At 62.8% G+C, this 12,589-nt stretch carries 10 protein-coding genes; 7 read left to right on the forward strand and 3 right to left on the reverse strand.

What is annotated here, in order from left to right; genetic code table 11:
- Nucleotides 1–40: 40 nt before the first annotated feature.
- The 5 genes from QZM35_RS17550 to QZM35_RS17570 are packed head-to-tail and all read left to right on the forward strand — an operon-like array spanning nucleotide 41 to nucleotide 3,497.
- On the forward strand, nucleotides 41–2,002 hold the full coding sequence (locus tag QZM35_RS17550; protein ID WP_301776508.1) for a glycosyl hydrolase family 28-related protein: 1,962 nt from the start codon (nucleotides 41–43) through the stop codon (nucleotides 2,000–2,002).
- Nucleotides 2,003–2,338, forward strand: coding sequence for a holin (locus QZM35_RS17555; protein WP_301776509.1), 336 nt, complete (start codon nucleotides 2,003–2,005; stop codon nucleotides 2,336–2,338).
- Between the two features lies 1 nt (nucleotide 2,339).
- Nucleotides 2,340–2,609 (forward strand): holin, encoded by a 270-nt coding sequence (locus QZM35_RS17560; RefSeq protein ID WP_301776510.1) that lies wholly within the window; start codon nucleotides 2,340–2,342, stop codon nucleotides 2,607–2,609.
- Nucleotides 2,602–3,021, forward strand: coding sequence for a glycoside hydrolase family protein (locus tag QZM35_RS17565; RefSeq protein ID WP_301776511.1), 420 nt, complete (start codon nucleotides 2,602–2,604; stop codon nucleotides 3,019–3,021). Before QZM35_RS17560 ends, QZM35_RS17565 begins: the two co-directional genes overlap by 8 nt.
- Nucleotides 3,018–3,497 (forward strand): DUF2514 family protein, encoded by a 480-nt coding sequence (locus QZM35_RS17570; protein ID WP_301776512.1) that lies wholly within the window; start codon nucleotides 3,018–3,020, stop codon nucleotides 3,495–3,497. Before QZM35_RS17565 ends, QZM35_RS17570 begins: the two co-directional genes overlap by 4 nt.
- Before the next feature lie 513 nt (nucleotides 3,498–4,010).
- On the opposite strand, the gene QZM35_RS17575 is transcribed toward QZM35_RS17570, so the two are convergent.
- The gene (locus QZM35_RS17575) at nucleotides 4,011–5,654 is read right to left on the reverse strand and encodes a serine hydrolase (RefSeq protein WP_301776513.1); all 1,644 of its coding nucleotides are present in this window, start codon (nucleotides 5,652–5,654) and stop codon (nucleotides 4,011–4,013) included.
- Nucleotides 5,655–5,672: 18 nt separating this feature from the next.
- On the reverse strand, nucleotides 5,673–8,039 hold the full coding sequence (locus tag QZM35_RS17580; protein WP_301776514.1) for a TonB-dependent receptor: 2,367 nt from the start codon (nucleotides 8,037–8,039) through the stop codon (nucleotides 5,673–5,675).
- A gap of 264 nt (nucleotides 8,040–8,303) precedes the next feature.
- Between QZM35_RS17580 and QZM35_RS17585 the strand changes: the two genes are divergently transcribed.
- On the forward strand, nucleotides 8,304–9,296 hold the full coding sequence (locus QZM35_RS17585) for an ATP-binding protein (protein WP_174975743.1): 993 nt from the start codon (nucleotides 8,304–8,306) through the stop codon (nucleotides 9,294–9,296).
- A gap of 127 nt (nucleotides 9,297–9,423) precedes the next feature.
- Entirely contained in the window at nucleotides 9,424–10,890 is a 1,467-nt protein-coding gene (locus QZM35_RS17590) for a M81 family metallopeptidase (RefSeq protein ID WP_301776515.1), read from the forward strand.
- Between the two features lie 33 nt (nucleotides 10,891–10,923).
- Here the strand turns inward: QZM35_RS17590 and QZM35_RS17595 are convergent, their stop codons facing one another.
- Nucleotides 10,924–12,585, reverse strand: coding sequence for a serine hydrolase (locus QZM35_RS17595; RefSeq protein WP_301776516.1), 1,662 nt, complete (start codon nucleotides 12,583–12,585; stop codon nucleotides 10,924–10,926).
- Between the last annotated feature and the right edge of the window lie 4 nt (nucleotides 12,586–12,589).

Below are 12,589 nucleotides of genomic sequence, written 5' to 3' on the forward strand. Positions count from 1 at the left end.
AGGCCATCCTTTGCGGTGGCCTTTTTGCTTTGAGGTAGCAATGGCCTCCATCCTTCCGAACGGAAAAAACCAGTTCATCGATCAGAATGGGAAGCCGCTCGTCAACGGGACGGTCACGTTCTATCTGCCCGGCACCACGACGAAGAAGGACACATACCAAGATTCAGCCCTGACGCAGCCGAATACGAATCCTGTCGTGCTCGATTCGAAAGGTCAGGCAACCATCTGGGGGAATGGCTCGTACCGGCAGATTACTCAAGATGCGCTCGGTGTGGTGATCTGGGATCAGGTCGTATCCGCTGCTGTTTCTTCGGATTCGTTGGCTGGAAGCGCTGGAGCATCTCTCATCGGTACTCCCGATGGAAGCACTCTGGCGAATACGCTTTTGCTCGGTTTGAATCGAGTCGTTGACTCGATCGCGGCGCTCCGCGCGACAAACCACACGTTCTTTTCCCGCGCCTTCGTCACGGGGTACTACGCGCCGCATGATGGCGGCGGCGGCGCATATCAATACGATCCCAATGATACTTCGAGTGCCGACAATGGCGGAACGATCATCGTTGCGAATGATGGTGGCCGATGGAAGCTTCAGCACAACGGTACCGTCAGCGATAAACAGTTCGGCGTGAGGGCGGATGGCACGACAGATGACACGGCGGCACTCCAGGCATGTCTGAATTCCGGCGTCGTCTCAATATACATTCCGGCGGGCACGCGTCTTATCACTGCTGACTTGGCGCGTACGGGTGATACGCGCTTGTTCGGCGATACGATGTCGAGTTCCATAATCGTGATGGGCGGAACGTCGACGTTCCGCTATACCGGTAACGATGCTGGCGGCGAGTACAACGTCTATCAGCTCGAAATCGAGCGCATCGGGTTCCGTTCGAACACGATGAAGGCAGGCGATCTTTTGTATGCATCGTGGATCAAAGGTCAAGGTGGTACGAGCAAGACAGTTACCCTGCGTGATTGCGAGTTTCTCGGAACGGCTCCGACAAACGGTTTTCAGAATGCCGTACACCTTTACAACGCACGAAACGTCACGATCGAGAACGTGCGTGTTCTTGGCGATCGAGGTAATTCGACGATCCATTCGGGTAGCGGCTTCTTTGTTGAAGGCGAAGTAAATGGCGGCGCGCCCGTCGAAATCTATTTCAAGAACACCGAGGTTTATTTCTGTCAGGTTGGATACTCAATCAGTGGATGGGTGGAGGGGGTTTATTGGGTCGATTCAGGAGCAATCTCATGCAGAGTAGGTATTCAAGCAGTCGCCAGTGGTGCGCCGCGTCCATTGCTTTCCGTCGATGCATGTCACTTCAACACTGACTGGGGTGGAATTCTCACGACTAATTTCGTCCAATTTTTCGTCACGAACACGCTCTTTTACGCGAATTCGTCGGACGGACAGAGCACGGTTTACTATGGGATCACGGGAGAAGTGGACACGGCCGGTGTCGATTTGAATGCGCTGATCGATGGCAACACGTTTATGGGTTTGATCGGCACGATCCCCAAATATGCCATTCAGATCAATGGGGGAGCTGGAACCGAAGGCTCGATTATTTCGCGCAACCGGATTAACGCGTTCACCGCAGGCATTGTCCTCGAACCGAATTCGAGCAACGTGCTCGTGACGAGCGACAACGTGTTCACCCAATGCTTATCGAACTATAGCGATCAGGGTTCGAACAACGTCGTCGCACAGCCCTCTTGGATCGTGAGTGGCGGACAGTTCGTGTTCCCAGACGGGAGCATTCACAAGTTCGGGCAGACGACGGTCACGCTGAACGCGAACGGCGATGGATCGATCATTTATCCGGCCGCATTTCCTCGCGGTTTTTTCGCCGGCTCGATCTCAAATGGCGATCCGTCGTCGCTGCCGACGTCGCAATTCATTATCAACAATGCGGGATGTTCGAACGCAGTATTCGCCTTCTCGGTACGTCCGAATCCGGGCGCGGTGAGCGTACGCGTCAACTACACCATGAACGGAAACTAAATGGCCGAACCGACAACCAGCCTTGCGGCCGCAGCCGGCGCGCTGCTCGTTAAGGTCATTCCCGGCGCCGCCGGATCGCTGATCGCGCTACGTTTCATCGGCGAAGGCCTAAGCGGTCGACAGAAGGCCGCGTCATTCGTCTCTGGCGCCGCCGTCTCATACTTCATCGGGCCGCTCATTGTGGCTTGGTTCGGCATTATTGACGCTGGTGCGCAACAGGCGATCGGCTTCCTAATCGGCTTGTTCGGCCTGGCAATCACGAAAGAACTTTTCAAAGAAATCAACAACGCAGACTTCATCGGGGCTCTTAAACGTCGCTTCCTCGGGGGGCAATGACATGGTCTCGATCTTCGTGTTGGCAAATCTCATCGCGCTTCTGTTATGCATCTGGATCACCGTCACTGATGGAATCGCAACCGGATGGTGGGGCACGCTTGGCTTCTCGGTAATCGGTGTGGCATCGATGGGAAATGTCCTCAAGTCGGTGCGGATGGTCGCCGCGATCGACATGCCAGAAACCGTGATGATGGTCGGCGTCGCGATCGTGTGCTTGTGGGTGATGGGGCGGCATATCTACTGGTGGAAAAAGGAGCGCAAGCATGGGTGATTTCGATCGCTCGGTCCTGATGGCCGAGCTTACGCGCGACGAGGGGCGTTGCCTGAAACCGTACGTCGACACGGTCGGTAAGACGACGATCGGCGTCGGCCGCAACCTGACCGACGTGGGGATCAGCGACGCCGAGTGCGACACGATGCTGTCGAACGACATCGATCGAACGGTCGCATGGCTCGATCGCAACCTACCGTGGTGGCGGCAGCTCGACCCAGTAAGGCAGCGCGTCATCATCAACATGGCGTTCAACATGCAGGCCGGCTTGCTGACGTTCACGAACACGCTCGCGGCAATGAAGCGCGGCGACTATGCGGCAGCGGCCGATGGCATGCTGGCATCGAAGTGGGCCGGCCAGGTCGGCGCTCGAGCGACCCGGCTCGCGGCCATGATGCGGAGCGGGGTATGACGATTCTCGACCCGCGCCTCTGGCTGGCCTTCATTGCCGCGCTCGCTATCACGGCAGGCACTTGCTACTTCGCCGGTCACAAAGCCGGCGTGCGCGAGACGACCGCCGCCGCTCAGAAAGCGCAGCTCGCCGCGGTGGATGCGGCTCGCGCCGAAGAACAACGCCGCACTGCGGCTCAATCGGAGATCGCAAAAGATGCGAACAAACAACGCACGGCCGCGCTCGCAGATGCTTTTGCTGCTCGTGCTGCCGCTGGCAGCCTGCAGCAGCGCGTCGACCGGCTCGTTGCAGCCGGCCGCCATCCCACCGCTACCGCCGGAAGCCCGGCAACCGGCGACGCCCTCGATCTGCTTGCCGACGTGCTCGGCCGCGCTGACGAGCGCGCGGGCGAACTGGCAGAGTATGCTGACCGCGCCCGCATCGCCGGCCAGCAGTGCGAACGCAGCTACGACGCGCTGACGGTACTCGCGAAATAGCGCTGCGCGAGCGCGTCGCAAGTCTCGTCGTCCAGCTCATCGAGGCCCGTCGCTCGCACCCAGCATGAGCACCCGTGGTTCGGTCTCACACGCATGGGTGAGCATCGCGGGTGCGTGCAGTGCGCAATACCGGCGCCCGGCTCTGCAGTTCCGGCCCAATGCTCGCAGGTCCAGCACGTGCACATTACCGTGCGGATGTGCAGACCGATATATGGGGTCGCTTTGGTTTCCATGATGCAAGGCGGCACTGTATGGCCGTACAGTGTAGCGCTCCGGTTCGGTTCCGAAACCGGGATTGGCCGATGAATTGGGAGCAGTCGCTACAAATCTGCACCATGATTTCTCAAGCAATTGATTTTTATGTGATATAGCTTCCGGTCCCCGGCACCACGATCGCTTCATCGCGATTCGATGAAGGGACGAAAGCCCGCGAGAAGCCCTGCGCTCGCGGGTTTTTTGTTTTTGTGGCGTGGCATCGGTGGTGATTGACTACCGCCATCAGCGACGCGATCCCTACGAATCACGCCCCTCGCGCACGAAGGCCAGGTTGCGCGTGCGCGACGTGTCGATGCGAAAGCGCGTCACCTCGTGACCCGAGCGTTCCACCGTCAAGACGCCGTGCATGACGGCCATCTGACCGGCAGGGTCGAACGTGAAAATGTCGTCGGCCACCGGTTCCAGCCGGTAGCCGGCGCTGCCGGCGGCGCCGCTCATGGTGAGGGTGAGTTCACCGTTCGTCACGGCGATCGTTGCACGTGCCGCGGCATCGTGACCGTGATACGTGCCCGCCAGGCCCGCCGACGCATCGGAGAGCGACGGTGCGTGATCGGGCAAGCGCTCGAGCGTCTCCGCGTGACCGCAGTCCACCAGCTCGATCGCCGTCACGCGAGCCGCCGCCGTCGGCGCTCGAGGTTTGATCAGCAGCGCTCTGCCTGTCCCGTCGTCAACCCGCAATCCAGCCTCCGTCTCGATGAGCGGTTGGGGCATCTGCTGGACGTTCTGAAAGCTCGCGTCGAGCTGCCCGTTGCGATCGCCGATCACGCAATACGTCCCGGACGTACGCGAGTGGTACCTGCCGAGCAAGGTTTCGTGCCCTGCCGTCGGCAACGGTGCGGCGGGCTTCGCGCCGAGGACGGCATCGCCCAGAACGATATCGACTATCTGCGTGGCCACTTCAACCGGATTGACTGCCGCGCCGTTCGTGAGAATGATGACGTCCAGCGCGTGCTCGGCCACGGTCAACATCTGGCAAGATCCACCGAACACCCCGCCGGCATGATGCAGCACCTCCACGTCGCGATGCGGCGTGCGCATCAGCCCGAGCGCGTAGACGCCTTCCGCGCCGCTCGAATAGTGCGGTCGGGTCAGCATCTGGCGCCAGCTTGCTTCGCTGCCGACCCGCCTGGGGCCGCGCAGATGCGCGAGCCAGCGCAGCATGTCGTCGACCGTCGACACGATCCCGCCTTCGCCGAGCACTTCCCACGTCGGAAAGAGGCCGCGCATGAATCCGCCTTTTCCATCCGGCACATGCTGGGTCGCCATGCGCGGGCGAATGCGCATGTCGTCGGCGACCGATTCCGTGTCGACCATGCCCATCACGTCGAAGATGCGCGCCTTCAGAAAGGTCTCGAAGGGAATGCCGCTGACCCGCTCGATCGCGAGCGACAGCAGGTGATATCCGCCGTTGCAGTAGATCATCCGCTCGCCCGGCGGAAAATTGACGTCGCGTTGCCGGACTTGCGCCGCCAGCACGCCGCCACGCGGCAACGTCGCGACGCCTTGCGCGAGCAGCGTGAGATCGAGATAGCAGCGGTAGCCGCCCGTATGCGTCATCAACTGCCGCAGGCTGGGGTCGCCTGCGAGCAGCGGCAGCTCGGGCAGGTACGTGCGGATCCCGGCGTCGACGTCGAGCTTGCCGTCTTCGGCGAGCAGGAGGGCGGCAAGGCACGTGAAGTGTTTGCTCGTCGAGCCGATGCGCAAGCGCGTGGCCGGCGTATTGGCGACGCCGTGTTCCAGGCTTGCCATGCCGAAGCCTCGCCGGTAGAGCACTTCGCCTCGATGCGCGACGGCCACGACGAGGCCGGGTTCATCGCTCTTGTTGAAGCGTTCGAAAAGGGTATCCAGTTGCTCGACGATGTCGTGCGATGCTTGAGTCATTTTAGGTATCCCTATGATTTAGAACGGAACGGTCAGCGCCGCGCCGATCGTGCGGGGCTGAATCACGCTGACGAGCGCCGGGCCGCCCATCGGTATCAGCGACGTGCCGGCCGCGATCAACGCGCGCCGGTCGAACAGGTTGCGAACATAGAACGCCAGGCTGAACTTCCTGAAATCCACGCCCGCCTGCAGATCCGTGATCGCGTAGCCCGGCAACGGATAATCCGGCCGGCCCGAGCTGGCGTCGAACCCGCTATGACGTCGGCCGACCAAACGTTGGGTCACACCCGCATACGACGGATACCCTTGCGCGGTGAACAGATAGGTGCCCGAGAGCGTGGCGGCGACCTTGGCCGAGTTCGGCAACGGCGCGCCCGCCGTCGTCCCCGCGTTAGCGTTGCCGCTCGTCAGGCTGGCGTCGATGAGCGACAGGTTCGCGCTGAAGTTCCAGTGCGGGGTGGGGCGGAACGTGCCGGAGAACTCCAGGCCCTTGATGCGCGCGTTGCCGGCGTTGATGACCTGATTGACGCCATCGACCGTGCCGAGCTGCTGGATGTTCTTCCACTCGATGTCGTAGACCGACGTTTCCAGCGACAGCCGCTTGTCGAGCAGGTCGGCCTTGTAGCCCGCCTCATAGCTCCACAGCGTGTCGGGTGCGAAGGTCGGGCTGCCCGCTGCGCGCATGCCGGTGAGCGGATCGATCAGCAGGGCATTCGGGCCACCGGGCCGGTATCCGCTGGCGATGCGGACATACGCATTGCTGTTGGCGGTCAGCGCATAGCGCGCGGTGAACATGTAGGTCTTGCTGGTGTCCGACGACGGTGCCGAGATGGTCTGTGTCGGGCCGGCGAGCGTGCCGTAGGTCGTCTGTTCGTAGGTCTGGGTATTGTGGGCGATCCGCACGCCGCCGGTCAGCGAAAGGCGCGGCGTCAGGTGATAAGTCAGGTCGCCGTATGCCGCGTACTCGTTGTACGTGCTGGGCGCCTGGAGCTCCGACAGGTCCGGGCCGGGCGAGCCATCGGGCAAGGTCGTCAGAAAGCCCTCGCTCGAATGGCTGCGCTCGTGCGTATAGAAGAGGCCGGCCAGCCATTCGAGTCGCTGGTTGCCCGGCGAAGTCAGGCGAAACTCCTGGGTCACCTTGTTCGTGGTGGCCACATCCTTGGCGACCACCGAACCCAGGTTCAGCCCCTGGGCGGCAAATAGCGGCCCGTAGACACCGGTCAGGTCCTGCGGCGCACTCGTGTTGATCCTTTGATACGACGTGATCGAGTTCAGGCGCGCCCAGCCGAGCTCGTATTCGATCCCGGCCGAATAGAGCTGGATGTTTTGATGAAAGGGCTGCGGGGCGAACTGTCGCGTGGTCAGGTCCCCCCAGACCGGCTTGCCGTCGGCGCCATATTCAACGTAGTTCGGATCGTTGCGATTGATGTTCTGCGAGAGCGCGGTCAGCCGGACCGTCAGATCGCGGGTGGGCGTCAGCAGCAGCGACGCGCGAGCACCGTAGGTGTCGCCGCGATCGATGTGGGTGTCCGCCTTGGGGCCCACTGCGTCGACATACCCGCCATCGTGCAGCCCGAACACGGAGACGCGCAGTGCGGCAACGTCGGTCTTCAGCGGGATATTCAACGCCGCGTTGGCCGTCCCGCTCACACCGCCATGCGCCGTTCCCGATACGCCGGTGCCGACCTGCCCGGAAAACTGACTCGGGTCCGGTTCGTTGGTCACGTATTTCAGCAAGCCGCCCATCGCACCCGCGCCATACAACGTGCCCTGCGGACCTCGCAGGATTTCGACGTGGTTGAGGTCGAGCAGGCTCATGTCGAGCGAGAACGTCGCGCTTTGGGAGAACAGCGTGCTGCCGCCGAACGCGACGTCGTCGACATACATGCCGACGGTCGGCCCCGTCTGAACACCGGTCGTCACGCCGCGAATACTGACTTGCCCCGACCCGCTGCCGCCGCTGGCGTTCAAGTCGACGCCCGGCTCCGAGGACAGGAAGTCGGACATCGTTTTCGCGCCGCTCTTCTGCAGCTCGTCGGCCGACAATACATTGACCTGCATGGGGACTTCGCGAGCCGGTTCGCGTCGGCGTGTCGCGGTCACGACGACGGTATTGAGCGTCGCGCCACCCTTGCCTTGCGCCTTCGTCACCTCGGCCGGAGGGGTATTCGGCGCAGCGGCGGCAGGCGTCGCGGTGGACGCCGCATCAGGCGCGGCGACCTGCTGCGTCGTCGCGGGCGTTTGCGCGTGTTCCTGCGCGTGCACGCCCAACGATGCCAACCCGAATACGGGGCCGACGAAGAGGGGGGCGTAACGCCCGCCGTGTCGCAGCGGTAACGTTGCCGAGCCCGCCGCGCGCTTCGTCCGGTTTTTCATCTTCACCATCGTCTCCTCCTGGTTTTGCAATCGACTGAACGCGATGCCGTGTAGCGCAACTCAGGGTGAACGGTAAGTGCCGGTTATTTCTGGTTCATGTGGCGTTTGTATCGGTGCTGATACAAACGATCGGTGACGGAGCGGGGCCGCCACGCCGGCCGACGCGGTGCAAAACCGGGACGAAGACATGTTTCGGGTTTGCAATAAAGGGCTCACATGGCCCCTACATTCACGGGCGATAATCGACGCCATCGCTCGCCGTCGGCCAGGACCATGCACAAACCCCGCTTCGATTCGGCTTTCTATCGCCTGTTCTTCGTGATGATCTCGATCATCCTCGTGATGCAGATCAGTGCCGGCCTGCTGCTCTTCAAGCTCTACAGCACCGCGCCCTTCAAGCCGCCGCCCGGGATGAGCGCGGCGTTGCAGTGGGGCGCCGCGGTGATGATCCAGGTGATGCCCGCGCTGATCTCGTCCTGGATCGGCGCGCGCATGCTGGCCGCCCCGTTCCGAACGCTGGCCGTCGGAGCCGCCGAGCTGTCGAGGAATATCGATGCGCCGCCCATCCGGGAAATCGGTCCTGTCGAAGCACGTCAGGCCGCCAGCGTGTTCAACACGATGCAGGCCTCGCTGCGGCGGCAAATGAGTGAGCGCAACCGCTTCCTCGCCGCTGTATCACACGATTTGCGCACGCCGCTGACGCGTATGAAGCTGCGTCTTCGATCCGCTCAGGATATCGAATTGAGCGAACGGATCAGGGACGATATCGACGAGATGACGCAGCTTCTGGAAGCCACCCTGTCGTTCCTGCGCAATGAAGAGGTGGTCGAGGAATTCAGTCCGGTCGATATCAATGCACTGGTGGATGCCATCGCGGAAGATGCGGCCGAACACGGTCAAAAAGTGACGATCAGTGGTGAGGTGCCGCCGATCTCGGCGCAACCGCTGGGCCTCAAGCGCTGCCTGACGAATCTGGTCGCCAACGCGATTCGATACGGTGAAGACGCGCACATCCGCCTGATCGACGCACCGTCGTGCGTGCGAATCCAGATCGTCGATCACGGCCCGGGCATCCCGGAGTCGCAACTGGAGCGCGCGCTGGAGCCGTTCTACCGGGTGGAAAGTTCGCGCAACCGGAACACGGGCGGGACGGGGCTGGGCCTTGCCATCGCGAACGACGTCGTGAAGCGTCACGGCGGGGAGCTGGTGTTGCGCAACGCTCCGGAAGGCGGGCTGGTCGCACAGGTCACGTTGCCGCGTCGATAGGGATAACGGCCCGGAGCGATCATTGGCACTGCTCTGTTTCACGCTTGATACAGACTGCTCACAAAGCGGAAATGGCGGGTGCTTATAGTCGTTTCACACCCTTCAATCCCATTCGGCAGACCTCGTCATGAAAATATTCACGGCTCAGCTTTCGACGGAAACCAATACCTTTGCCCCGTGCCCGACCGGATGGGGCGGCTTCGAAGAGAACACGATCTTTCACGGCGACGCGAGTGTGCGCGAGCCCGACGGCGTTGGGCATGTGCTCGCGGAAGTGCGGCGCCTCGCGCAGGCCGACGGTCACGACATCGTCGAAGGCCTGTGTGCCGAAGCCCAGCCGTCAGGCCGCACGATTCGCGCGGTCTACGAGTCCCTGAGGGACGAAATGCTCGATGGCGTAAAGGCCGCCTTGCCGCTGGATGCCGTGATTCTGCTGCTGCACGGCGCGATGGTGGCGGAAGGCTACGACGATTGCGAAGGCGACCTGCTCGCCGGCGTGCGCGCCATTGTTGGCCCCGACGTTCCGATCTCGGTCACGCTCGACCCGCATTGTCATTTCACGCAATTGATGAAGGCGTCGGCCGATGTCCTGATCGCTTACAAGGAGTATCCGCATATCGACGCCGTCGAGCGGGCGCGCGACGCCTATCGACTGACGCTCGATATGGCTGCCGGACGCATCCGCCCGACGATCGGCGTGTTCGATTGCCGAATGGTCGGTGCCTGGCACACCACCAGCGAACCGATGGCGGGGTTCGTCCGGCGTATGCAGTCGTTCGAAGGGCGCGACGGCGTGCTGTCGGTGTCGCTCGGCCATGGGTTTCCGTGGGGCGACGTGCCGGAAGCCGGCGCGAAACTCTGGGTGGTGACGGACGACGATCTCGCCAAGGCCGACGCGCTGGCGGCGCAACTGGCGCGCGAGTTCTGGGCGTTGCGCGACGCGACACGCCCTGCATGGCTCGAAATCGATGCCGGGCTGGATCGCGTGCTGGCGGTCGAGGGCGGCCCGGTCGTGCTGGCGGATGTCGCTGACAATCCCGGCGGTGGCGCGCCGTGCGACAGCACGTTCATTCTGCGTCGCGTGGTCGCGCGACAGATTGCGAATGTTGCGATCGGGTGTTTCTGGGATCTCGGTGCTATCCAGATCTGCAAGGACGCGGGTGTCGGGGCCACGCTGAATCTGCGCATCGGCGGCAAATGCAGTGTGTACTCCGGAGATCCGGTGGACCTGCGCGTCACCGTCCGCAACGTGGTCGAGCGGCATACGCAAAGCATCATGGGCCTCGAGCAACCGCTCGGCCGGGCGGTGTGGGTGGAAGCGGACAACGGGCTCGACATCGCGCTGATATCGGTTCGCACCCAGGTGCTCGGCGTGGACGCATTCACCGGCCTTGGCATCGACTTCGCCGGCAAGAAGCTGGTGGTCGTGAAATCGACGCAGCATTTCCAGACCGACTTCGCGCCGCGTTCGAAGGCCGTCTTCCATATCGCCGCGCCAGGGGCGCTCTCGATGAACTTCGCCGAACTGGACTATCGGCTTCGTGACCTCAACTACTGGCCGCGCGTGTCGAATCCGTTTGCGTCGGTGAAGTGAATACGTGCCGGCGTCAACCGACGCCGGCCAGCGTCAGGCGTCGGCGTGTACCCGTGTGAAGGCCAGATGCCGGGTGCGCGGCGTATCGACGCGAAAGCCGGTCATGTCGCCGCGCGTTGCGTCGCGCGTCAACGTAAGCATTCCGGTCGTGATGTTCACCGGATCGATCGGCACCAGTTCGAAAGCATCGTGGGCCAATGGCGTGAGGCGGTAGTCGCAACGGCCCACCGCGCCGTGCAGGCGAAGAATGAGGGCTTCGTTGTCGAGCCGAATGATCGCGTGGGCATCGGCGTCGTGGCTTGCGAATACGCCGGACATCGCGGCGACGAGATCCGGCGTCATCGCGGGCGCTTCGCCGACGCGTGCGAACGTGTCGACATGGCCGCAATGCACGATGCGCAGGCTCGAGAGATCGTTCGGTGTGCAGGATGATCCCCACTGCAGCGCCAACAGACCGTCGCCGCTCGCTTCGACCTGGACGTCGTTCAGTTCATCGGCGCTGTCGTAGAGCGTCATCGAGCGTCTGGGGCAAAGGGGGCCCGCCAACACCAGCGCGCCTTCGTGATCCTCCAGTGCATACACGGCGCCGCTGCGGGCCGACCGGTAGCGGCCGAGGCGCGCCACATGATCGACGGCGCGCGCCGCGACAGGCGGGCCGTCGCCATCCAGCTCGTCCGCCAGCACGATATCGACCACACGCTTCGACAGTTCGAGCGGTGCGTCGAGCGCGCCGTTGCTGAGCAATACGACGTCGAGTCCATGTGCCACCGATACCAGCATCTGGCAAGTTCCACCTACGACGCCACCGGAATGCTGTATCAGCTCGACACCGCGATAGGTGCTCTGCGTGAGACCGAGCGAGTATTGACTACGCAGACCGCTGGAGAATGCGGGCAACGCCAGCATCTGGCGCCAGGTGTCTGCGTTGCCGACGATCTTCTCGCTGCATCGCAGGTGCGCGGTCCATCGCAGCATGTCGTCGACGGTCGAGACGATCGAGCCTTCGCCGAGCAGTTCCCACGTCGGAAAGATGCCGCGCCGGAATCCGCCCATGCTGTCAGGCACATGCATCGTCGCGATGCCGTTCTCGATCGTCATGTCGTTGGGCACGCACGCGGTGTCATGCATGAGCAGGGGCGCGAAGAGCTGGGTCGCGAGAAACGCGTCGAACGCCATTCCGCTCGCACGTTCGACGGCAAGCGAAAGCAGGTGATAGCCGCCGTTCGAATACATCATGCGTTCTCCCGGCGGAAAATTTTCGTCGTGCTGACGTTGCTGCGATGCGAGGAACGTGCCAGGCGGCGACATCGCGAGACCCTGCGTCAGGAGCGCAAGGTCCAGTGCGCATCGCTGCCCGCCGCGATGCGACATCAACTGCCGCAGCGTCGGTCGGCCGGCGGCCGGCGGCAGCTCCGGCAGATACGTGCCGATGGGGGCATCGGCGTCGAGCGCGCCGCGCTCGCACAGGAGCAGCACGGCGAGGCAAGTGACATGCTTGCTGACCGAGCCGATGCGCATGCGGGTGGCCGGCGTGTTGGCGATGCCGTGTTCGAGGCTGGCCAGGCCGAACGCGCGCCGATACAGCAGTTGGTCGCGATGGACGATGCCGGCGATCAATCCGGGTGCATCGGCGCGGTGATAATGCGCGAACAGCGCGTCGAGCTGCGTCGTCGTGGTGGATGAGTCGGATGTCATGTCG

The organism is Burkholderia sp. AU45274 (assembly GCF_030482505.1).
Classification (GTDB): domain Bacteria; phylum Pseudomonadota; class Gammaproteobacteria; order Burkholderiales; family Burkholderiaceae; genus Burkholderia.

Excerpts from the sequence above, each read along its gene's own strand:
- QZM35_RS17550 (WP_301776508.1), top strand. The coding sequence starts at position 41 with ATGGCCTCCATCCTTCCGAACGGAAAAAACCAGTTCATCGATCAGAAT.
- QZM35_RS17555 (WP_301776509.1), top strand. The coding sequence starts at position 2,003 with ATGGCCGAACCGACAACCAGCCTTGCGGCCGCAGCCGGCGCGCTGCTC.
- QZM35_RS17560 (WP_301776510.1), top strand. The coding sequence starts at position 2,340 with ATGGTCTCGATCTTCGTGTTGGCAAATCTCATCGCGCTTCTGTTATGC.
- QZM35_RS17565 (WP_301776511.1), top strand. The coding sequence starts at position 2,602 with ATGGGTGATTTCGATCGCTCGGTCCTGATGGCCGAGCTTACGCGCGAC.
- QZM35_RS17570 (WP_301776512.1), top strand. The coding sequence starts at position 3,018 with ATGACGATTCTCGACCCGCGCCTCTGGCTGGCCTTCATTGCCGCGCTC.
- QZM35_RS17575 (WP_301776513.1), bottom strand. The coding sequence starts at position 5,654 with ATGACTCAAGCATCGCACGACATCGTCGAGCAACTGGATACCCTTTTC.
- QZM35_RS17580 (WP_301776514.1), bottom strand. The coding sequence starts at position 8,039 with ATGGTGAAGATGAAAAACCGGACGAAGCGCGCGGCGGGCTCGGCAACG.
- QZM35_RS17585 (WP_174975743.1), top strand. The coding sequence starts at position 8,304 with ATGCACAAACCCCGCTTCGATTCGGCTTTCTATCGCCTGTTCTTCGTG.
- QZM35_RS17590 (WP_301776515.1), top strand. The coding sequence starts at position 9,424 with ATGAAAATATTCACGGCTCAGCTTTCGACGGAAACCAATACCTTTGCC.
- QZM35_RS17595 (WP_301776516.1), bottom strand. The coding sequence starts at position 12,585 with ATGACATCCGACTCATCCACCACGACGACGCAGCTCGACGCGCTGTTC.